Below are 22,183 nucleotides of genomic sequence, written 5' to 3' on the forward strand. Positions count from 1 at the left end.
AAAATCAAGGGTAGCTGCCGGCCCGGTATTCGCCCGCCACTTCCCGCAATACCTCGCACAGCCATTGGGCGGCCAGCCCCTGCGGCAGGGCCGCGTTGCGGCAGATACCCACCGAGCCTCCCGGTTCGCGTACACCCAGGTCGAGCTCGACCAGCTCACCACGCTGCAGGTCGATCAGCACGGCGTCCCGCGGTGCCACCCACACCGCATCACTGCCCAGCAGGTAGCGCCGGCTCAAGGCCAGGGACAGGGTTTCCAGGCGTTGCCCCGGCATCTGGATACCGCACTGCACGAACAGGCTATCGGCGTGCTGGCGAATGGTGGTGCCTGCTGGCGGCAGCACCAGTGCGTAATCGCCAACCCGCGCTCGGTCCAGGGGATGACGCGCGAGCAACGGATGGCCGGGACGCACCACCAGGCTCATGGACTCACTGTACAGGTGCTCGAACGACAGGCCCTGGATCTGCGGGCTGTCGGTCATCCGCCCGACGACCAGTTCCAGCTCGCCCAGGCGCAGTTGCCCCAGCAATTGGGCACTGACCCCCGTAGCCACGCTGATCATCAACGCTTCATGACGCTGGTGCAGGCGACACAGTACCTCCGGCATCAACAATCCCTCGACCGTCGACAGCACGCCGATGCGCACCTGCGACGGCGCCCGCGCCTCGCCGCGCACCGTGCTGACGCCTTCGCGCAACGCCTGCACGCTGGGTCCGGCGTAACGCATGAAGCGGGTACCCGCCGAGGTCAGTTCTACGCCTTGTCGGGTGCGCTCGAACAGGCGCGTCTCGAGCAAGTCCTCAAGCTCCTTGAGCGTCTTGGAAATGGCCGGCTGGCTGATCGCCAGGACATCGGCCGCCCTGGCCAGACTGCCCTGACGGGCGATCTCCAGGAAGCACAGCAGATGGCGGTACTTGATGCGGGTATCGAGGTTCATGCACGGCAGTGTAACGGTGTGCATGAGAGCTGCAAATCGTCTATGAATACCCTTTCCTACAACGACTCGATCCCATTCTGACAATGCGCAGCTTGCCCTCAAGCCCCTGGATTTGTAGGGTGCAGCTTTCCCCGGCAAGGAGCCAACCGATGTCGCGCTACCAAACCCAGGACCTATCACTAGACCTGGGCGCAGAGCTGCCGCAGGACAGCAGCATGAACATGCTGACGTTCCCCGAGCGCGGCACCACCTTGGTGATCGCCCGCAGCCCGCTCCCCGCAGACCAGTCCTTCGACATCGTCTACCGCCAGCAGCTCGAACAACTGCGCAGTCGCCTCGATGCACACATCACCGAGCCTCAAGCCACGACTTGCGGCATGGCGCAAGCCATCCAGGGCCTGGAAGTCGGCCTGCAGTTCCAGCGTGGCGAAATTCGCTCGCACCAGCGCCAACTGGCCTATCCCCATGTGCAGGCACAGCGTCTTATGGTGCTGAGCTATAGCAAGGAGACACCGCTGACGGAAAACGACCTCATGCACTGGCAAGCCATCAAGGCGAGCCTGCAGACACGCTGACACTCCTCCAGCAAGGAAGCCCGGATTCATGGCGCAGGACCTCCACGCCGCCCGCAAGGACGACCTGATACTGCACCCACCGTTGATGGCCGAGCTCACCAGCGCGCTGACCGAGGCGGTGGTCTATGCGGCCGCCACGGCCGCAGTGGGTGCGGCCTTGGGCGCCGCCGTCGCCGCCACCATCGGCACCGGCGGTGCGGCGGCTGCACTGGTGCCGGTGGCCGCCGGCCTGCTGGTAGGCGCGGCCAGTTCGCTGCCCGGCGGCGGCGACAAGAGCATCGGCGAACACATTTCCGACTTCAGTGGCTGGGTCGGCAACTCGTTGTTCCCGCCCGAGCCCTATGGCGCGATCCTGACCGGTTCCGCCAACGTCCATATCAATGGCGTGCCCGCTGCCCGTGCTGCCGGCATCAGCCTGGGCGTCGAGGCTTCGCCCGACAACCCCGAACCACCCTCCATCCTGGAAAACGTCGGTGCCTACGCCATGCTGGGCGCCTCGATGATGCTCCCGATCATCGGCATGGCCCAGGACATCGCCAGCATCTTCAACCCGCCGATCACCACACCCGCCGATCCCGGCACCCAGGAGAGGGGCGAGGATACCGTCACCTGCAGCAAGCACCCGGCCAAGAACTTCCTCGCCCAGGGTTCGGACAAGGTCTTCATCAACGGCCAGCCCGCCGTGCGGGTGGGCGACAAGACCACCTGCGACGGGCCAGTGGGCATGACCTTCTCGCCCAATGTACGCATCGGCGGCGGTACCCTGACCGTACGCGACATCCGCGACGGCAAGAGCGCGCTGGCCAAGATCATCGGCATCGTGGCCGGCATGCTCCTCTCGCGCCGGGGCGGCAAGGCCCGCTCACGCCCGGGCAAGGCACCCAAGCCAAAGTCGATGATTCCCAAGTGCAAGGGCCATCCGGTGATCGTCTCCAGCGGTGCCAAGCTGCTCGATGGCCCTGACGACCTGGATTTCGCCCTCCCCGGCCTGCTGCCGATCGAGTGGGCCCGGCGCTATGACAGTAACGACACGCGCGGCGACGGCGTATTCGGCCTGGGCTGGAGCCTGCCTTATGAAGTGTGCATCGAGCGTGTCCCCCACCCTGAAGGGGGCGAGCTGTGGATCTATGTCGACGAGGAAGGCACGCGTATCGAACTGGGGCGCCTGCAGCCAGGCAGCGCGCTGGTCAGCAGCCTCGACGGCCTGGCGTTCTTCCATCAGGATGCCGGCATCACCGTGGTCGAGGACATCTACAGCGGCCAGTACCAGGTGCTGCGCACCGACCCGCACGACCCGAGTCGTTCACGCCTGGTGCAACTGGGGGATCGCAACCTCAACCGCCTTGACCTGCTCTACGACAACGACGGCCGCCTGCAGTACCTGGTCGACACCTTTGGCCGCACGGTGGTCGAACTGCTCTACGACAGCGTGTATGCTCGCCGCGTCGGCCAGGTGCAACGTCTGTTCCTGCGCGAGGGCAACGACTTTGTGGTCGAACGCCGTGAAACCCTCGCCACCTACACTTACACCCCTGCCGGTCAACTGAGCGAAGTACACGAGCCGGGCGGCCAGGTGCTGCGACGCTTCAGCTATACCCCTGAAGGCCTGATGGCCAGTCACACCCTGGCCAGCGGTGCGACCTTCCATTACCAGTGGCAGCGCTTCGCCGCCGTCCCTCGTCCGACACCGAACCTGCCGCCGCTGCTCGAGCCGCAGCCAGACCATGAGTGGCGGGTGATCCGTCACTGGAGCGAAGACGGCGAAGACTACCACTTCCACTACGACCTGGCGCTGGGTCATACCGAGGTCACCGACAGCCTCGGTCGCAAGGAACATTTCGAGTGGGGCCCGTTGCACGAGGTATTGGTCTACATAGATGCACTGGGCCAGCGCTGGCAGGAAGAGGTCGTCCAGGGCCAGTTGCTGGCGAGCATCGACCCGCAAGGCGCCGAGTGGCGATACCACTACGATGCACTCGGGCGCCTGATCGAAAGCCACGACCCGCTAGGGCGTTGCGAGCGCACCACCTACACCGAGCACTGGGCGCTGCCCACGCACATCAGCGATGGCGCCGGCCGCACCTATCGCAATGCCTACGACACCCGCGGCAATCTGATCAGTACCACCGACCCACTGGGGCGCACCACGCGCTACCGTCACGATCGACAAGGCCGGGTGGAACAGGTCATCGATGCACAGGGCAAGACCCGCCAGCTGGAATGGAACGCCCGAGGGCAACTGATTCGCTACAGCGACTGCTCCAACCGCACCACCCTCTGGCGCTATGACGAGCGCGGTCACCTGAGCGAAGTCTTCAACGGCCGCAACAACCGCACCCGCTATCGTTTCGACGCCCGTGGCCACCTGCTGGAAAGCACCCGCGCCGACGGGCGCGTCGACCGCTACCAGGTAAACCTGTCGGGGCAGTTGACCCAGCACATCGACCCTGGGCAGCAGCTCACCCGATGGCACTACGACGAGCGTGGGCGTCTCAGCCAACGCACCGACGCCATGGGGCTCACCCTTCGCTTCGCCTGGGATGCGCACGACCGCCTGCAGCGTCTGCAAAACGAAAACGGCGAGCACTACGCCTTCCACTGGGATGCCCTGGACCGCCTGGCCGCCCAGCACAACCTCGATGGCGGCGGTCACAGCTATCGCTACGATGCAGCGGGCAATGTCATCGAGGCGAGGCTGCACCCGGCCCGCGACGCCGAGCCGACGTTCCCCGGCAGCCCGCCGGAACCCGAAGCGTCGATACAGTCGCAATACTTCGAGTACGACGCCGCCGGGCGCCTGTTGCGCAAGCGCACCGACGACGGCGTCACCGACTACGAATATGACCTCGCCGACAACCTGCTGGCGATCACCTTCACCAACCTGCAGGGAGAGCCAAAACGGCTCGCCTTCAGCCATGACGCCCTCGGGCAACTGCTGAGTGAAACCGGTGAAGCGGGCCGGCTTGCCTACGAACATGACGAACTGGGCAACCTGCAGACCCTGACCCTGCCTGATGGCCGACGCCTCAACCATCTGTACTACGGCAGCGGCCACTTGCATCAGCTCAACCTCGACGGCCGGGTGATCTGCGATTTCGAGCGCGACGAGCTGCATGCCGAAGTCCTGCGCACACAAGGCCGGATCCAGACCCGGACCCGCTACGACAGCACCGGGCGCCTGCTGGAAAAAGCCCTGCATGTACAGGGCGCAGGCCCCGGCAGCCTGGCCCTGCTGAGCAAGCAGTATCGTTATGACGACAGTGACAACCTGATCGGCGAGGACTTCATCCAGTGTCAGCGAGCCCGCGACGGCGAGCCGCCCACGCACGCCCAGATCATTGGTCGCCTGTTCGGCACCGACGCCAGCGGCAATGTCCAGCGCGGTCAGGTTCGCTACGACTATGGCCCCACAGAACGCATCCATGGCGCCAGCCGCACACTGCCTCATCGCAATGGCCAACAGGTCGAGCACTACGGCTACGACAAGGCCGGCAACCTGCTCGACGGTTACCCGATCAAGGGCTACGTACGGCACAACCGCCTAAAGGTCTACCAGGACAAGCGCTACCGCTACGACCGCTTCGGCCGCCTCAGCGAAAAACGTACAGGCGCGCACCTGATCCAGCGCTTCGACTACGACGCCGAGCACCGCCTGGTACGCGTACACCAGCAGCGCGGGCCGGTGCACGAGCGGGTGGAATTCGACTACGACCCGCTGGGGCGCAGGATCGCCAAGCGCCTGTACCGTAACGATCACCCAACCCCCGCCAGCCAGACGCTGTTCCTCTGGCAGGGTCTGCGCCTGTTGCAGGAAATCCAGGACGACAAACCCAGCCTGTACGTCTACGCCGACAGCGACAGCTACGAACCCCTCGCCCGCCTCGACGGCGCACCCGGCGCCGAACTGCTGCACTACTTCCACACCAACCTCGCCGGGCTGCCCGAGCAGCTCACCGATGAAAACGGCATGACCGTGTGGCAAGGTGAGTTCGAGACCTGGGGCAAGTGTCGGGAAGAATGGCACCATGCCGGGCAGAACCGTCAGCAGAACCTGAGGTTCCAGGGGCAGTACCTGGACCGGGAGACGGGGCTGCACTACAACACGTTCAGGTTCTATGATCCGGAGGTGGGGCGGTTTACGCAGCAGGATCCGATTGGGTTGCTATCGGATTACAACCTGTACCGATATGCTGCAAATTCTTTTGCCTGGATCGATCCTCTAGGTCTCAGCACTAGCCCGACCCTACCAGGACGGGTGCTTGCTTCGGACGGAAATACTAGCATCGTGCATTACTATGATGACTTAGGTCGAGAGCACGCCGACCCTATCCACTTCCACATTGAAGAAGGGGGTAAGTCGGTGGGGAAAGTTAAAGCTGACGGCACTGTGCTAGACGGTAAAGTAAATAAAAAGGCAGCAGGACTGCTCAAGGATCGTTCGGTCATCAGCAAATTACGAAAGGCAGAAAAGCGCATCGCTAATTATATTCGTAAGGTAGGCGGTGGAATTGTAGGTGGACGGCCATTCAAGCCAGGCGCCAGAGGCATTAAAGGAGGGTGTTCATTGTGAAAAATACCAGTAGAGATGTTCAGGAAACACTCCTATCACTGTACCGTGAGCACAAAGCTGTCAACAACCTCTGGCACGATAAGCAATTCTTCTCAGAAATCCTGACCTTTGCACTTTCGGCTCAAGCCAACCGACCGGCGGGCACCGAAGTCAACGCCTGCGCAAACTACTTCATCAATCACACACTTGTTTTTCTTATCGACTCATCTGAAACTCTAATTACATTATTGAAATCGATAGCACAAAAACCATTGCGCGCCACGCTGATCAGTCAATGGATTTCGAATGAACTTGTAGCACTCTCACGAATCTCTGATTTCGCGCAGTATAAAGACATGAGTGCTCTAGCAAAAATCTCAGACACCGATACTGAGATGATTGCCAAACTCAGTGCACGCCACCTGATAAGACAGGCCGAGCCCAATAGCTTATCACTTTCAAACCTCACGCCCGCACATTTGAACCTGAGCAGGCACCTGCAGGAATATTTAATCTCTTGGGCATACGAAGAAGAAAAACTTGACGAATGCGCCGTGAACACCTTTGAGCGCGAGCACCCTAAGAAATACGACATGCTAAAAAGAATAAAAACGCAAAAGTTTGACCCACTAAACAAAGACAACAACAATCCGCAAACACCCAAGAACACCCACACATAAAAATGGATAAGACACTTAGCAACAAACTACTAACTCTCAGAGCACAAAAATATGCTTCACACCTTCTTGGGATTCAGTCCTGTAAACTCAAACACCTGCGACCAGACGATTTCTCTTGGCATAGAGAAACGTTTAATTACATGCACGCTGTCGCTGAGAAGGCAGATGGACGCTTACTGCCTCACCCAACGAAAGCAAATGAAGTCATATCGGCCATAACTGATGCCTCGAACATATACAAAGAATTTGAATTCTGGATATTCTTCGAAAACAGAATAGGCCTAAATTTTTACGGGTACGATTTTGGTGCATTCCTAGGAAGTTTATTCAGACTCGACAAAAGCTACGACGCTCAATTGGCCTTACTGATCCGGATTTCATCATATCGCTGAGCGACGATGAGCACGCCATCGAAATGCACATCGTCAGGTCGGCTCTGCCATCAAAAGGAATTTGAATCGTGGCGATGGTTCGCACTCTGTTCTGTCCACTCATCGATGCGAAAAAAGGCCGGTAGCATGAGCTACTATAATGCGGGGAAAAAAGAGTTGTTTTCAGTCTGTTGCTCGACCTGCGCACCAAGCTTCAAGTCAGGTTGGATGGCCGTGAACCTTTTTTTAGACAACCATCTCATCGGGGCCAACGAAGAAATCACGCAGATCGACACCTTCTTGAACATGGTCAACGTCAAACTCGCAGATTATGATCTCGATTACGCTGACTCCCTAAGAAATCTGGACAAATCGGCCGTGCTTTCCCAGATCGAGCAAGGGTACGAGCACGCTCAAAACTGGATTGATTCTCGCAAAATTGGTGCTCTGTTCCTGTCACTGAACCTGACGCCATGCCTTGATGGCGATGTGGTGATTCTGCTCATGCTTGAAACAACGGACCGGGTCATTTGGAGAGCTCATGACGATGACGTGGTGCGAGAAATTTTCCTACCTCCTGGATACGTAAAAAACACACTGAACGATGTGATAAATTTTTTCAGCCCGCCCAAAAACCATGATTAGTTCTTTCGAAACCACATTGCTCGAGGTGCTCGGGCTCGTCGCAGATTTCGATCCAGAGTATGCACAATGGAGTTGCAAGCTCGGCACAGGGCTCCTCCGATTGGAGTTGGTCTACTCACTGGACGGTACTGTTTCGACATCGCTGTATCTTGACGATAGGCTTCTGGCGTTCAATTACGCCAGCGGGCTGCATTGCCTTTCGATTGACGAGGACGAGATCTCATGCGAAATCATGTCCGGATCACTTAGGCGAACACTCACCATCAATATCAATTCGCTAAGAGTGAGGTGGCAGGACTTATGATTCAGGACAGCCGTTGAAACCAACGCTCCCGCGAGTGCCCCTCAAGCCAAATGTGCGCGCAGCGGTAGTTGAAAGCCGTGGAGCCACGTTTATCCAAGGACCTGCAAAAGTGAGCCAGACCCGAAGTCTACGCGGTACCTGTGGGAGCGGGTTTACCCGCGAAGCAAACACCGCGGTAGATGGCACCGGCTTCGCCGGTGTTCGCGGGCAAGCCCGCTCCCACAGGTACTGCACAGGCCGGGCAGGAGCCATACCTGCTAGAAACAGCGAATCTCGACCTGCCCCCGTTCCATCCTCACCGGCCACACCCGCAACCGCTGCCCCGCATCCTCCAGGCAACGCCCATCACGCAAGCTGAAATGCTGCTTGTACAACGGCGCCGCCACCACCAGCTCGCCTTGCAGGCTGCCAATCAATCCCCGCCCGATAACATTGGCCCCGGAACGCGGGTCGCGGTTGTCCACGGCATACAGTGTCTGCTCCTGCCCGGGCAGGTAGAACAGCGCGACCTGCTCGCCGTCGAGCCAGACCACCACCCCCGAATCGGCAATCAGATCATCGACCCGGCACACCGACTGCCAGGTATCCTGTGGTGCAACGACAGCATTGGACAGGTTCATCAAACGAGCTCCTCGACAGTAGGGATCAACTCCAGCGGCGTAGCCGGTCGACGCTGTTCGCGCTCACGCACGAAATGCACATCCGGGTCAGGCCGCTGGTCGTTGACGAAGGTGCGGAAGCGCTTGAGCTTCTCCGGGTCTTTCAGGGCGTTGGCCCATTCGCATTCGTAGCGGTCGACCACATGCTGCATCTGCGCTTCCAGCTCGTCGGCAAGGCCGAGGCTATCGTCAAGGATCACCGCCTTGAGATAGTCCAGCCCGCCGTCCAGGCCTTCGCGCCACACCGAGGTGCGCTGCAGTTTGTCGGCGGTGCGGATGTAGAACATCAGCACGCGGTCGATCAGGCGGATCAGGGTGTCGTCGTCCAGATCGGTGGCGAACAGTTCGGCATGGCGCGGGCGCATGCCACCGTTTCCACAAACGTACAGGTTCCAACCCTTGTCGGTGGCGATCACACCGATATCCTTGCTCTGCGCCTCGGCGCATTCACGGGTGCAGCCGGACACCGCGAACTTGAGCTTGTGCGGCGAACGCAGGCCCTTGTAGCGGTCTTCGATGCGCAGGGCCATGGCGACGCTGTCCTGCACGCCGTAGCGGCACCAGGTGCTGCCCACGCACGACTTCACCGTGCGGGTCGACTTGCCGTAGGCATGGCCGGTCTCGAAGCCCGCCTCGATCAGCTCGCCCCAGATCAGCGGCAATTCGTGCAACTGCGCGCCGAACAGGTCGATGCGCTGGCCGCCGGTGATCTTGGTGTAGAGGTCGTATTTCTTTGCCACCTGGCCGATCACGATCAACTTGTCGGGGGTGATTTCACCACCTGGGATGCGCGGCACCACCGAGTAGGTGCCGTTCTTCTGCATGTTGGCCATGAAGGTGTCGTTGGTGTCCTGCAGCGGTACCAGCGAGGGATCCATGATCGGCTGGTTCCAGCACGAGGCGAGGATCGAGCCCACGGTCGGCTTGCAGATGTCGCAACCGACATGCCCCTTGCCGTGGCGCTCAAGCAATTCGTTGAAGGTTCGAATGCCCTCGACACGCACCAATGCATACAACTCCTGGCGGGTATAGGCGAAGTGCTCGCACAGGCTCTTGTCGACCGTCACGCCGCGCGCGGTCAGTTCATGCTCGAACACCTGCTTGAGCAGCGCCGCACAACCACCACAGCCGCTGGCCGCCTTGGTGCAGCCCTTGACCGCCGCCAGGTCCGCGCAGCCACTGTCGATGGCCGCGCAGATCGCACCCTTGCTGACGTTGTGGCACGAGCAGATGGTCGCGCTGTCGGGCAGGGCATCGGCACCGAGCGTGGGCGCGCCGCCACTCTGCGGCAGGATCAGCGCCGCCGGATCCTGCGGCAGGGCGATGCCGTTCTGCACGTACTGCAGCAGGGTGTCGTAGTAGCTGTTGTCGCCGACCAGTACCGCGCCGATCACCCGCTTGCCGCTGGCGTCGACCACCAGGCGGCGGTAGCTGGCGTTGGCCTCGTCGATATAGCGGTAGCTGCGCGCGCCTGGAGTGGCGCCGTGGGCGTCACCGATGGAGCCGACATCGACCCCCAGCAGCTTGAGCTTGGTCGACATGTCGGCACCGGTGAACTCGGCACTGGCCTCGCCGACCAGCAGCGCAGCAAGGTTGCGGGCCATGCTGTAGCCTGGAGCAACCAGGCCGAACACGCTGCCGTTCCACGACGCGCACTCGCCGATGGCAAAGATCCGTGGATCGCTGGAGCGGCAGTTGCCGTCGATGACCACACCGCCGCGCGGCGCGATCTCCAGCTCGCAGGCACGCCCCAGGGCGTCACGCGGACGGATGCCGGCAGAGAACACGATCAGGTCGGTTTCCAGGTACTCGCCACCATCGAACTTCATGCGGTGGCGATACTCTTCGCCCGGGTCGATCGACTGGGTGGCGCGAGACAGATGCACGCCGACACCCAACGCTTCGATCTGCGCACGCAAGGCCGCGCCCCCTTCATGATCGAGCTGCACCGGCATCAGCCGTGGCGCGAACTCCACGACATGAGCCTCCAGCCCCAGCGACTTGAGCGCATTGGCGGCCTCGAGGCCCAGCAACCCGCCACCGACCACCACGCCACGCCGGGCGCCGGCGGCCGAGGCGCGGATGTCGTCAAGATCGTCGAGGGTGCGGTAGACCAGGCAGGCGGTACCGGTGGAGCCTTCGATCGGCGGTACGAACGGGTAGGAGCCGGTGGCGAGGATCAGTCGGTCGTAACCGTAGCGGCCCTGGGCAGTGACCACTTCACCCAGCGTGCGGTCGATCTCCAGTACCGCTTCGTGCAAGTGCAGGTGCACGCCGTGCTGACCGTAGAATTCGGGCTCGCACATGGCCAGTGCCTCGGCGCTGCTGCCGGCGAAGTATTCCGACAGGTGCACACGGTCGTAGGCGCGCTGGCGCTCCTCGCCGAACACGCGCAGCTCGAAGCGCGCCAGGGCGCCGCGCTCGATCAGTTGCTCGACCAAGTGATGACCGACCATGCCGTTGCCGACGATGACCAGTCGCTCTCGTTGTCCGCCGTTCGCTGTTGCCTTCATAGCCGATCCTCGATCACGGTGTGCGGGGCTTGCCCGACGCAAAGACAAAAAAAGGCGCCTGGAGCCGAAGCTCCAGGCGCCTTTGCCTGTACTCATCAGTGTGAGGCCCCTGTTGATCGCCGTTGATCAGTGGGGCTGTGTTGTAAATCGTTAAAAGCAGGGAGCGTGCCAAGGTGCAATCGGTGCTGGCACTATCGCGGGACAAGCCCACGCCAACAGGGGATGCAGCGTTGCGCGACCTGCAGGAGCGGGCCTGCCGCGCGAGAGCGCCGCACGCTGCACCGCCTCAAGCCGGTGCACCGCTCCCCATCCCGGTGCACTCAATACACATCGCGTCGATAACGCTTGCTCTTGCTCAACCCCTCGACATAAACCGCCGCCGCCTCGGCGCTCATCCGCCCGTGCTCGGCCACGACCTGGCGCAGCGCGGCATCGACATCCTTGGCCATGCGCTGGGCATCGCCGCAGATGTAGAAGTACGCCCCCGCCTCCAGCCACTGCCACAGCTCGGCACCCTGTTCGAGCATGCGCTGCTGCACGTACAGCTTCTCGGCCTGGTCACGCGAGAACGCCGTGCTCAGGCGCAGATGACCGCTGGCCTCCCAGGCCTGCAACTGCTCGCGGTAATAGAAATCGAAGGCAGCATGCTGCTCACCGAAGAACAGCCAGTTGCCGCCGGTCGCACCGCGGGCTTCGCGTTCTTCGAGAAAGGCACGAAACGGCGCGATACCGGTGCCAGGGCCAACCATGATGAGCGGCGTGGCATCGTCGTCCGGCAGTCGGAAATGCCGCGCAACCTGCGGGAAGATCGCCACCTCCAGCGCTTCGGCGCGGTCGGCGAGAAAGCTTGAACTCACGCCCTTTCGCTGGCCATAGCGCACGGTTGAAACGGTCAGGTGCACCTGCTGTGGATGGGCCTTGGGGCTGGAGCTGATCGAGTACATGCGGGGCTGCAAGGGCTTGAGCAGAGTCAACCAGTGCTCCAGTGACAGTTGCGGCGCGAAGGCAGCGAGCACATCGGCCAACTGCCGCCCCCACAGCCAGTCCGTGAGTTCGGCCTTGTGCTCGGGCAGCAGCAACCGACGCAGTTCACCGGCCTGCGGCGCCTGGCTGAAGGCTGCAAGCTGTTGCGAAGTGACCCGGGCGATCTCCAGGTGCCGCTCCATCGCCTCGGCCAACGGCATCGTCGGCAAGTCGGGCAGTTGCACGCGCCTCTCGCCATCGAGCCCCATCAGCTCGAGCAGCTCCTGGACCAGCGCCGGGCAGTTGCGCGGCCAGACACCCAGCGCATCGCCTGCCTCGTAGACCAGCCCGGTGCCTTGCAGGTCGAACACCACCTGGCGCGTTTCCTTGGTCGCTCCGGGCGCATTGAGCACACGGTTCTCGATGATGGGAGCCAGGCAGGGCTGCTGCCTGCCGAACACTGGCGCCGGCTTGGCTGTGACCTGCGCAGCGGCCGTCGGCCCCAGCAGCGGCAACAACGCCTGCAGCCATGTGACGAACGATGGATCGAAATCCGGTTCGCAATCGACCCGATCGAGCAGACGTCGGCCGCCCAGTTCAGCCAGACGCTGGTCGAGCTTGCGGCCAAAACCGCAGAACTGGTCGTAGCTGGAATCACCCAACGCCAGCACGGCGAAGGGCAGTGCCGCACACTGTGCCCCCTCCTCGCCCTGCAACGCCTGCCAGAACGCCGAAGCGCAGTCAGGCGCATCGCCGTCACCAAAGGTACTGGTGATCAGCAGCACGCTGGCGGCGCCACGCAACTGGCTGGGGCTGACTGCATCCATGCAGCTCAGCTCGACGGCCAGGCCCGCTTCGCGCAGATGCGCCGCACAGCGCTCGGCCAGCGCCTCGCCATTGCCGGTCTGCGAGGCCCACAGCACCCGATGCCTGGCAACCTCGGCCATGGCGACCGGCGCCACCACCGGCTGGGCGAACAGGCCGGCGATCAAGCCATCGACGAACAAACGACTGGCAGGCGCAAGCGGCGCACCGGGCGGCAGGCTGGGCACCCCCGGTGCGCGCGCCTGCCCAAGGCCGAGCAGAAAGCCCTGCAGGTAACGACGCTCCTCGTCCGCCAGGACGGGGGCCGGCAGGCTGTCCAGCCCCAGCAGGCGAGACAGGGTATCGGTGGGCATGATGGCAGACTCCGTAGAAATCGCGCAGGGCAGCTCGAGTGCCTCGATGCGTTCGCCTGCAACCCGCTCCAGGGTCACGGCGCAATGCTTGAAGGCCGGTTGCAGGGAAGTTGGATCGACCGCGTCACAGGTCACGGCGTTGATCGCCAGTTGCTCGCCATACAGGTCGTTCCAGTGAAAAGGGGCAAAGCAGTTGCCGACCAGCACCCGCTCGCTGATGCGTGCCGGCAGCACGGCCTGGCCGCGGCGCGAGCGGATCGCCACCTGATCCTTGTCGGCGATGCCCAGGCGTCGGGCGTCCTCGGGATTGATCTCGACGAAGGGGCCGGGCTCGAGCTTGTTCAGGCTCGGCACCTTGCCGGTCTTGGTCAGGGTGTGCCACTGGTGCTGCACGCGGCCGGTGTTGAGCACCAGCGGAAAGTCGGCATCCGGCAGCTCGGTCGGCGCCAGCCAGGGCCGAGCGAAGAACCGCGCCTTGCCACTGGGCGTGGGAAAGGCCAGTGCGGGGCGCTCGCCCTGGGCATCGTGCAGCAGCGCCTGGCTGCTGCCGTCGTTGAGATAGCGCAGCGGGCTGCGGTCGTCCGCGCGCCCGGGCGCACTTGGCCACTGGCGCGGCTTGTCGCGTAGCTCGGCGTAGCCGATGCCACGCAGGTCATAGCCGGTGGCGGGATTCCAGAAGCGGCGGATCTCGTCGTACACCGCTTCGGCATCGGCATAGCTGAACGCCTCGGCATAGCCCATGGCACAGGCGATGCGGGCGATGATGCGCCAATCCTCAAGGCTTTCGCCGGGCGCTGCGACCGCACGCGGCATCAGGGTGAGGTTGCGCTCGCTGTTGATCATCACGCCCTCGCCCTCGGCCCACAACGCGGCCGGCAGCAGGATGTCGGCATGGCGGTTGGTCTCGGTGTCGAGGAAGGCGTCCTGGGCGATCACCAACTGCGCCTCGTGCAGGCCGTCGATCACCTGCTGGCGGTTGGCGACACTGGCCACCGGGTTGCTGCAGATGATCCAGCAGGCCTTCACTTGCCCGGCCTTCATCTGCTCGAAAAGCGCCACCGTGCCTTCACCGCCTTCGCTGCGCAGCGCGCCCGGCGCCAGGCCCCACTGCTGCTCGACGAACGCACGGTCGCCCGCCACCTGCGCCGAACGCTGGCCCGGCAGACCCGGGCCCATGTAGCCCATCTCACGGCCGCCCATGGCGTTGGGCTGGCCGGTCAGCGAGAACGGTCCGCTGCCAGGTCGGCAAATCGCGCCGGTGGCCAGGTGCAGGTTGCACAGCGCGTTGCTGTGCCAGGTGCCATGGATGCTCTGGTTGAGGCCCATGGTCCAGCAGCTCATCCACTCCGACGCCCCACCGATCCAGGCAGCCGCCTGACGGATATCGGCCTCGGCAAGGCCGGTCAGGGCCGCGACCCGTTCGGGGGTGTAGTCGGCGAGAAACGCAGGCATCTCGTCCCAGCCCTCGGTGTGGCGGGCGATGAAGTCGATGTCTGTATGGCCGTTCTCGTGCAACAGGTAGAGCAAGCCGTTGAGCAGAGCCAGATCGCTGCCCGGGCGCACTTGCAGGAACAGGTCGGCCTTGTCGGCGGTGGCACTGCGACGCGGGTCGACGACGATCAGCCGAGCCCCGGCCTTCACTCGGTCGAGCAGGCGCAGGAACAGGATCGGATGACAGTCGGCCATGTTGGCGCCAATGACGAAGAACACCTCGGCACGCTCGAAATCCTGGTAGCTGCCCGGCGGGCCGTCGGCGCCCAGCGACTGCTTGTAGCCGCTGCCGGCACTGGCCATGCACAGCCGCGAGTTGGATTCGATATGGCGGGTGCGGATAAAGCCCTTGGCCAGCTTGTTGGCCAGGTATTGAGCCTCCAGCGACATCTGCCCGGACACATAGAGCGCCACGGCATCCGGCCCATGCTCGTCGATGATCGCGCGCAGGCGCGCGGCCGATTGCGCAATGGCGTCGTCCATGCCGGTGCGCACCGGCTGCTGGCTGCGCTGCTGGCGCACGAAGGCGTGCTCCATGCGTCCGGCAGCGGACAGTGGCAGGTGTGCGGTGAGGCCTTTGGTGCACAGGCGTCCGAAGTTGCTCGGATGCTGTTTGTCACCGCTGATCTTGACCACCTTGCCCTCGGCCACGGTCATGACAATGCCGCACCCGACCCCGCAATACGGGCAAACGCTGCGCACCTCGCTGCTGCTCATGGGCGGTCTCCCTGAAAACGCAAAAGGCGCCGGCTACCCGGCCTGCAGGGCAAGCGGGGTAACACGGCGCCTTTGTCGTGAAGATGTAGGGCCCCTCGGCGTTGAGGGGTCCGGATGCTGCTGAATCAGCAATTTGCGGGCCAGTTGCGCAATGGCGGTGGCCTTGGCGCGGGCAACCCGCACCCGCAGGCCTGCGCAGCCCAGAGGGCGGGTCGCCCCGCGAAAACATCGACGCGATATCCGCCCCGTCTTGATACCCCCGCGCACCAGAAGATGACACGACGCCCAACCGACTATATGATCCGTATACGTTTCATATACCAGGAAGATTCCCCATGGGCATCGTCAAGATCTGCGACGACCTCCACGAAGACCTGCGCATCGCCAGCGCCGCGATGTCGCGCTCGATCAACGCCCAGGCCGAACACTGGATCCGCATCGGCATGCTCGCCGAACTGCACCCCCAGGCCACCTACCAGGAACTGCTGCGTCAACTGCTGCGCCAGGAACAAGCGAATCTCAAGGAGCTGCTGCAATGAGCGAGGTGATACTCAAGAACCCCGAGCAACTGGCACTGATGCGCAGGGCCGGGCAGTTGCTGGCACAGGTGTTCGCCGACCTTGACGGTTTCATCCGCACCGGGGTGACCACGATGCAGATCAATGACCGCGCCGAAGCCTTCATCGTCGAGACGCTCAAGGCGCGCCCGGCGAGCAAGGGCCAGTACGGGTTCCCCTATTCGCTGAACACCTCGGTGGACCAGGTCGTCTGCCACGGCATGCCCAAGGTTGACGAGGTGCTGCAGGAAGGCTCGATCATCAACGTCGACATCACCCTGGAACAGGGCGGCTATATCGCCGACTCGTCGAAGATGTACCGCATCGGCGCAATCAGCGAGGAGGCCCGGCGCCTGGTCGACACCACCTACGAGGCGCTGTGGAAAGGCATCGAACAGGTGCGCCCCGGCGCCACCCTGGGCGATATCGGCCACGCCATCCAGCAGTTCGCCGAGGCGGCGGGCTACAGCGTGGTACGCGAGTACTGCGGCCACGGCATCGGCCGGCAGATGCACGAAGCGCCGCAGGTGCTGCACTACGGCCAGCGCGGCATGGGCCTGAAACTCAAGCCCGGGATGGTGTTCACCATCGAGCCGATGATCAACCAGGACGCCCGCGGCACGCGCACGCTGAAAGATGGCTGGACGGTGATCACCCGCGATGGCGGGCTGTCGGCGCAGTGGGAGCACACCGTCGCGGTGACCGAGCAGGGCTATGAAGTGCTGACGCTGCGAGCGGAAGAAGGCCGGCGTTGAGGCCTGCGTAGACGGCCCCCTTGCTGCCTCTCTACAATCGCGCCACACCCCTCGCCCCGGACACTCTTCATGGACGAATCCGCACAGCATTGGCTGCATGCCCTCTCCGCCCCGATGGCCGCACTCAACGGTGCCAGCTACACCGCCGCCGAATACTTCGAAGGCGAAGACCAGACCGACCTGGAAAGCGGCTGGGGCATCAGCACCCGTGCTCAGTTGCTCGACGTGCTCGGCATGGCCGACAACGGCCACGCCAGCGAGATGAGCAACGCCTACTGGCAGTTCCAGCGCTGCCTGCCAAGCCAGTGGCAGGCACTGCTCGCTACGCTGACACCACGTGACCAGGTCAAGTACAACTACGCCGCCTGCACCTTTCCCGACTGCGGCCCGGGCGGAACCCGCGCCTGGGACATCGGACGCATGAGCTTTCTGCTGCGCGCCGGGGTGAAAAAGGGCCATATCAGCCGCGACGAAAGCCTCTACCTGCACTATCGCCTGGCCTTGCGCGCCCGCCATTACTACAACCGCTGGGACAGCTACATCGCCGGGTACCTGTTCGGCAAGGCGCTGTGGAATGTCTCCGACAGCAGCGACGAAACGTTCGCCGCCAACCTGGAGCGTCAGGGCAACGAACACTGGAATCGCTGCATTGTCCTGAACCTGAGGATCGGCGCCAACGCGCTGCTCGCCGACCTGCCCTGGGAGCTGCCGTTGCCTGAGCCGGAACGCCCGGCATCACTGGAAGAGGACTGCTGGTCATGAGTTGCTGGATTCGCCTGGGCATCGAGCCGACCCAGGACCTCGACACCATCCGCCAGGCCTACCGCGGCCGCCTGCCGACGCACCATCCGGAAACCGACCCCGAAGGCTTCCAGGCCCTGCGCGCCGCCTACGAGGAAGCACAGCGCCTGGCCCGCGAACACGCCGAAACCGGCGCGGCGCCCGAGCAGCAAGCAGCCGACGGACAGAGCGAAGCGTCCACCAGCGAAGTCTTCGAGGCGTTCCATGCACTGCTCGAAGACTCCACTCGCCGTTACGAACCCCAAGCCTGGCAGGACTACATCGCCCAGCTCGACGAACTGCCCCTGGAGCAACTGGAAGACCTCAGCTGGCGACTGCTGCACAACCTGCGCAACTGCGGACCGATCTCGTACCAGTGCGCACGCCTGCTGGCCCAGCGCATGGGCTGGGCCGAGCAGTTGCTGCGCCTGGCGCCGGAGGATGCCCAGGAGATAGAGGCCTTCCTGCAGCGCATCGAGGAACCCGATCCCTTCGACACCCGCCTGATGCAAAGCTGGTCGCCCGCCGCGCAACTGGAAACCCTTTGGTACTTCCGCAGCCTCGGCTACTACCATCAGGAGCGCCCGCTGTTCGAGTACGCACAGTTCGCCGGGTGCCACACCTGCGTGGCGTTCCCAGACGACGAGCATCTGGTTCAGCGTCTGACCGAACAGTTCAGCCAGGTGGGCATCGGCAGCCTCACCCTGCATGCACGCCTGCAGCTCCAGCACCAGCAGGCGCCGGACGATGTCGACCTGCTGTTCTTGCTGGCCCGCCAGGCCGACGCCCTGGGCGCCGAGCAGCAAGCCCTGGACTGCTGGCTACGGCTGTGGCGCGAACACCGCCACCCGCAGGCCGAACGCTGGCTGCTCGACCTCTGCGCGCGCTACCAGCCGCAACGCCTGCCACTGCTGATCCAGGCCCTCGACCAGCAGAGCACGCCCGACACCTGGCCCGCCGACCTGGCCGATCCGGCACAGGTCCTGGGCAGCCCGGCACAGTCGCCGCAGACACTGGCGCGCTGGTCCGAAGCCTCGCGCCTGGGCCTTGAGGGCATCGCCGCCACCTACATCGACTGGCGCCTGGACGGCGACGACGAACTGCCGCTGCTCGCCTGGCTGCTGCCCAACCAGGACGATCGCGAATTGCACCGCCGCTATTGGCAGGCCTGGGCCCTGCAACGCGGTGAAGCCGGCTTGCTGCGCACCATTGTCGATGAGCGCCTGGGCAACGACCCGCTCGATGCCTTGATCCTCGAAGGCTTCCAGCGCCAGGCGGCGCAGCAACTGCATTGGCTCGAACACTCACCGGTGGCGCGTGCACTGGTGGAGTATTGCGCACGTGACGAGGGGCCGGTGGAACTGCCAGAGGCGCTCAAGTCCGACGCACTGCACCCGGCCTGCCGCGAGTGGCTGCGGCGCATGCGGGTTTATTCGCCGCGAGCGCTGGGCGAGCTGAACGAGCATTTCGACATGCGCCGCATGTTCACCGTGCCATTCGGCCTGGTGCTGATGGAAGAACTGGCACTGAACGGCATCGAGCTGCCGCCGATGGTCGAGGGCGAAGCACTGTGGAACTGGCATCGCCAGCAGTTGTTCATGCTGGCCACGGCGCAACAGCCGCAACGCTGGCTGGACCTGGCGCCACCGCAACTGGCCGCCCAGCTCACCTACCCGAGCGACCATCCGTTCGCCCCCCTGCACAAGGTGCTGATCGCCCGTCAGGCTCAGTTCAACGAACACAATGCCCTGCTCGGCTGGATGGACGACCGCGACCCGCTGCAGGCCCTGGTCGCCAGCCGCCTGCACACACTGGGTTACGTGTTCGGCAGCACTCGCCTGCCCAGCGCGGTACGTCTGCTCGAATGCCTGGAAGAAGACGTCGGTACCCTCGACGGCCACCCACTGGGCTACATGCTGCTATGCGCAGTGCTATACCACGACCCAGAGCTCGATGCTCAACAGCGCGCCCGCTTGCGCGATCGCCTCGAGGCGATGAACAACGACAGCCCCTGGTTCGCCCCGCTGCGCGATGGCCTGATCGCCGGCAAGGTCAAACGTCCGCCGCGCCAAGCGGTAGAGCAGGAAGAGAAGGTCGACGGCAAGCTGCTCAACGAGATCCTCGATGCCTTCAATCACCTGGTCAAATCCGCATCCCCGCCAGGCACCCGCAGCCTGATGCGCCTGCAGAAAGCCAAGGATGACCCGGACCAGGACACCGGCCTGCGCTGCGCCAGCATGGCGATACTGGCTCGCGCCGAACGCTTGCTGATGGCCCGTGTCAGCCAGACGCCGGTACCCTCCTGGGCATTCTGGCGCCTGGACAGCCGCCTCAATCGCAGCGACCTCATCGCCCACGTGATCGTGATGCTGCTGGCGGGCACGGCGCTGACCACCGCGACCAAGAGCCCGATGCTCTGGACCCTTGTCGTGTTGCTGCTGTTGACATCCTTCCTGCGGCGCTTGCGCGACTTGGGCCAGGGCGTCTGGGCACTGGTGGGGTTGCTGGCCGTCAGCCGCCTGCTGCCATTCGCACCGCTGCTTCTGGTGGGGCTACCCGGCGACAAGCTGGCCAACCGCTATGGCCCTTCACCGGACGACCCCGACCAGTTGCAACTGGGCCTGCAAGTGGCCCTGCGGCGCCTGAATCATCCCTGATCAGTAGCGCAGCTCGTCCAGCGCCTGGCTCAACTGCTGGCGCTGGCGGCTGATCTCGGTGGCCTGCTGGCCAACGAGCACGGCATTGAAGGCGTCCAGCCAACTGCCGATGAGGTCGCGCTCATCTCCCAGGCTCTGCATCCAGGCGCGCTCCAGGCGGGCCAGCAGGGTGCGGTTGGGCAAGGCGTCGCGCGGGTGGATCTTCAATCTCGCCAGGCGCTCGTGGCTGGCCTGGCGGGCGTCGCTGTCCAGCCCGGTCGGGCTGCGGTCGATGCTGTGGCTGTGCTTTTGCCCGGTTTCGAGGAACGTCACGTCCACTTCGAGCAGGCCATTGATGTCGTAGCTGAAACGCACATCCAGCGACTGCACCTGGCCGGTCGGCTGCAACGGAATCTCGAAACTGTCGACCAGAATGTTGTCGCGCACCCAGGGCCGCTCGCCCTGGTACACGGCGATGCGCACCACTTTCTGCTCCGGATGGCTGCTGTAGAAGCGCTGCACACGCGAGGTGGGGATCACCGTGTTGCGCTCGATGATCGGGGTAAAGGCCCCGGACACGTCCTCGCCACGGGACGAGGCGACCCCCAGGGTGTAAGGACAGACATCGGTCAGGATCAACTCGTCGATCGCCGAATCCCGCGCCTTGCAGGCTGCCTGGCTGGCGGCACCAAGAGCGACGATGGTGTCCGGATCGAGGTGGCGGTACGGCAGGCGGCCGAACAGCTTGGCCACCAGTTGCTGGATCTGCGGCATGCGCGTGGCCCCACCGACCAGCACCAGGCTGTCCAGCTCGCGCGGGCTCAGGCGCGCATCACGCAGGGCCTGCTCGATGGGGGTCCGTACCCGTGCCAGCAACGGCGCCCAGATCGACTGTAGCCGGGCCTGGTCAAGCACCCATTCGCGGGCCTGGCCATCGCCGCTCCAGTACAGGGTGCGACTGCCCTCGCCCACCTCGCGTTTCAGCTGCTCGATCGCATCATGCAGGCTCGACAGCGCCTGGGGCTCAAGGGTTTCGGCACTGAGGTTCCAGTCACGCAGGCAGGCATTGAGCAAGGCCTCGGTGAAGTCTTCGCCCCCCAGATAGTTGTCACCGGTTGAGGCATGCACCTCGATCAGCGGCAAGGCGTATTCCAGCACAGTGACGTCGAAGGTCCCGCCGCCCAGGTCGAACACCAGGGTGCGCTCGAACTTCTGCTCGTGCAGCCCGTAGGCCATGGCGGCCGCGGTCGGCTCGTTGATCAGGCGCTGCACCTTCAGCCCCGCCAGCTCCGCAGCGAAGACCGTGCGCTTGCGCTGCTCGTCGCTGAAATAGGCCGGCACCGAAATCACCGCTTCACTGACCGCACACCCCAGATACGCCTCGGCATCCTGCTTCAACGCACCCAGCACCAGAGCCGAGAGCTCTTCCGGGGTGAAGCGGTGCTCGCCGAGCTCGAAGCGCTTGTCACTGCCCATGAAGCGCTTGAAGGCCGCAGCGGTGCGATGGGGGTGGGTGGTCAGGCGGGCGCGGGCGGCGCTGCCCACCAGGATGCTGCCGTCGTCGTCGACGCTGACCACCGACGGCGTCAGCACCTCGCCCACGGCGTTGGCGATCAGCTGCGCCTTGCCGTCCTGCCAGACCGCGATAAGGCTGTTGGTGGTCCCCAGGTCGATACCCAGCAGTGGGGTCGACGGCGTGGGCGTTGGAGAGGTGCTGGCATCCTGCATGGTCGGTCTCTGCTTGCAAGGTAGAGCCGGCGCGCGGCCTGCTGGCTGCATCCGGCGTGTAGGGGGATTCTGACGCAATGAGCCAGCGAGTTGAAGGCGTAGATGCGAACCCGGCGTGCCTGCTGACCCAGGGCGGCACCAGGGA

At 63.7% G+C, this 22,183-nt stretch carries 13 protein-coding genes; 8 read left to right on the forward strand and 5 right to left on the reverse strand.

What is annotated here, in order from left to right:
* Nucleotides 1-4: 4 nt before the first annotated feature.
* On the reverse strand, nucleotides 5-937 hold the full coding sequence (gene pcaQ / locus ACTYOL_RS20630; RefSeq protein ID WP_125931795.1) for a pca operon transcription factor PcaQ: 933 nt from the start codon (nucleotides 935-937) through the stop codon (nucleotides 5-7).
* Nucleotides 938-1,086: 149 nt separating this feature from the next.
* On the opposite strand from pcaQ, the gene ACTYOL_RS20635 reads away from it, so the two are divergent.
* From ACTYOL_RS20635 to ACTYOL_RS20650, 4 genes are all read left to right on the forward strand, one after another.
* Complete coding sequence (locus tag ACTYOL_RS20635; RefSeq protein ID WP_444756992.1) at nucleotides 1,087-1,512, forward strand: DcrB-related protein; 426 nt, start codon at nucleotides 1,087-1,089, stop codon at nucleotides 1,510-1,512.
* A 28-nt stretch (nucleotides 1,513-1,540) separates the two neighbouring features.
* On the forward strand, nucleotides 1,541-6,082 hold the full coding sequence (locus ACTYOL_RS20640; protein ID WP_444756993.1) for an RHS repeat-associated core domain-containing protein: 4,542 nt from the start codon (nucleotides 1,541-1,543) through the stop codon (nucleotides 6,080-6,082).
* Nucleotides 6,079-6,741 (forward strand): hypothetical protein, encoded by a 663-nt coding sequence (locus ACTYOL_RS20645; protein ID WP_444756994.1) that lies wholly within the window; start codon nucleotides 6,079-6,081, stop codon nucleotides 6,739-6,741. The genes ACTYOL_RS20640 and ACTYOL_RS20645 overlap by 4 nt, the downstream gene beginning before the upstream one ends.
* Before the next feature lie 518 nt (nucleotides 6,742-7,259).
* Nucleotides 7,260-7,757, forward strand: coding sequence for an Imm42 family immunity protein (locus ACTYOL_RS20650; protein ID WP_444756995.1), 498 nt, complete (start codon nucleotides 7,260-7,262; stop codon nucleotides 7,755-7,757).
* Nucleotides 7,758-8,318: 561 nt separating this feature from the next.
* Here the strand turns inward: ACTYOL_RS20650 and nirD are convergent.
* The 3 genes from nirD to ACTYOL_RS20665 all read right to left on the reverse strand — a co-directional run bounded on the left by nirD (nucleotide 8,319) and on the right by ACTYOL_RS20665 (nucleotide 15,582).
* Entirely contained in the window at nucleotides 8,319-8,681 is a 363-nt protein-coding gene (nirD, locus tag ACTYOL_RS20655; protein ID WP_444756996.1) for a nitrite reductase small subunit NirD, read from the reverse strand.
* The gene (gene nirB / locus ACTYOL_RS20660) at nucleotides 8,681-11,233 is read right to left on the reverse strand and encodes a nitrite reductase large subunit NirB (protein ID WP_444756997.1); all 2,553 of its coding nucleotides are present in this window, start codon (nucleotides 11,231-11,233) and stop codon (nucleotides 8,681-8,683) included. The genes nirD and nirB overlap by 1 nt, the downstream gene beginning before the upstream one ends.
* Nucleotides 11,234-11,553: 320 nt before the next feature.
* The gene (locus ACTYOL_RS20665) at nucleotides 11,554-15,582 is read right to left on the reverse strand and encodes a molybdopterin-dependent oxidoreductase (RefSeq protein WP_444756998.1); all 4,029 of its coding nucleotides are present in this window, start codon (nucleotides 15,580-15,582) and stop codon (nucleotides 11,554-11,556) included.
* A 335-nt stretch (nucleotides 15,583-15,917) separates the two neighbouring features.
* On the opposite strand from ACTYOL_RS20665, the gene ACTYOL_RS20670 reads away from it, so the two are divergent.
* The 4 genes from ACTYOL_RS20670 (at nucleotide 15,918) to ACTYOL_RS20685 (ending at nucleotide 20,331) form a co-directional block, all read left to right on the forward strand.
* The gene (locus tag ACTYOL_RS20670) at nucleotides 15,918-16,121 is read left to right on the forward strand and encodes a ParD-like family protein (protein ID WP_054890915.1); all 204 of its coding nucleotides are present in this window, start codon (nucleotides 15,918-15,920) and stop codon (nucleotides 16,119-16,121) included.
* The gene (gene map / locus ACTYOL_RS20675; RefSeq protein WP_200602973.1) at nucleotides 16,118-16,894 is read left to right on the forward strand and encodes a type I methionyl aminopeptidase; all 777 of its coding nucleotides are present in this window, start codon (nucleotides 16,118-16,120) and stop codon (nucleotides 16,892-16,894) included. Before ACTYOL_RS20670 ends, map begins: the two co-directional genes overlap by 4 nt.
* 69 nt (nucleotides 16,895-16,963) lie before the next feature.
* Nucleotides 16,964-17,656, forward strand: coding sequence for a DUF1266 domain-containing protein (locus ACTYOL_RS20680; protein WP_444756999.1), 693 nt, complete (start codon nucleotides 16,964-16,966; stop codon nucleotides 17,654-17,656).
* Nucleotides 17,653-20,331 (forward strand): molecular chaperone DnaJ, encoded by a 2,679-nt coding sequence (locus tag ACTYOL_RS20685; protein WP_444757000.1) that lies wholly within the window; start codon nucleotides 17,653-17,655, stop codon nucleotides 20,329-20,331. Before ACTYOL_RS20680 ends, ACTYOL_RS20685 begins: the two co-directional genes overlap by 4 nt.
* Here ACTYOL_RS20685 and ACTYOL_RS20690 read toward each other — a convergent pair whose 3' ends face one another.
* Complete coding sequence (locus ACTYOL_RS20690; protein WP_444757001.1) at nucleotides 20,332-22,038, reverse strand: Hsp70 family protein; 1,707 nt, start codon at nucleotides 22,036-22,038, stop codon at nucleotides 20,332-20,334.
* Between the last annotated feature and the right edge of the window lie 145 nt (nucleotides 22,039-22,183).

The sequence above is a fragment of the Pseudomonas sp. A014 genome, from assembly GCF_052378495.1.
Lineage (GTDB): Bacteria > Pseudomonadota > Gammaproteobacteria > Pseudomonadales > Pseudomonadaceae > Aquipseudomonas > Aquipseudomonas machongensis.

Excerpts from the sequence above, each read along its gene's own strand:
- pcaQ (WP_125931795.1), bottom strand. The coding sequence starts at position 937 with ATGAACCTCGATACCCGCATCAAGTACCGCCATCTGCTGTGCTTCCTG.
- ACTYOL_RS20635 (WP_444756992.1), top strand. The coding sequence starts at position 1,087 with ATGTCGCGCTACCAAACCCAGGACCTATCACTAGACCTGGGCGCAGAG.
- ACTYOL_RS20640 (WP_444756993.1), top strand. The coding sequence starts at position 1,541 with ATGGCGCAGGACCTCCACGCCGCCCGCAAGGACGACCTGATACTGCAC.
- ACTYOL_RS20650 (WP_444756995.1), top strand. The coding sequence starts at position 7,260 with ATGAGCTACTATAATGCGGGGAAAAAAGAGTTGTTTTCAGTCTGTTGC.
- nirD (WP_444756996.1), bottom strand. The coding sequence starts at position 8,681 with ATGAACCTGTCCAATGCTGTCGTTGCACCACAGGATACCTGGCAGTCG.
- nirB (WP_444756997.1), bottom strand. The coding sequence starts at position 11,233 with ATGAAGGCAACAGCGAACGGCGGACAACGAGAGCGACTGGTCATCGTC.
- ACTYOL_RS20665 (WP_444756998.1), bottom strand. The coding sequence starts at position 15,582 with ATGAGCAGCAGCGAGGTGCGCAGCGTTTGCCCGTATTGCGGGGTCGGG.
- ACTYOL_RS20670 (WP_054890915.1), top strand. The coding sequence starts at position 15,918 with ATGGGCATCGTCAAGATCTGCGACGACCTCCACGAAGACCTGCGCATC.
- map (WP_200602973.1), top strand. The coding sequence starts at position 16,118 with ATGAGCGAGGTGATACTCAAGAACCCCGAGCAACTGGCACTGATGCGC.
- ACTYOL_RS20680 (WP_444756999.1), top strand. The coding sequence starts at position 16,964 with ATGGACGAATCCGCACAGCATTGGCTGCATGCCCTCTCCGCCCCGATG.
- ACTYOL_RS20685 (WP_444757000.1), top strand. The coding sequence starts at position 17,653 with ATGAGTTGCTGGATTCGCCTGGGCATCGAGCCGACCCAGGACCTCGAC.
- ACTYOL_RS20690 (WP_444757001.1), bottom strand. The coding sequence starts at position 22,038 with ATGCAGGATGCCAGCACCTCTCCAACGCCCACGCCGTCGACCCCACTG.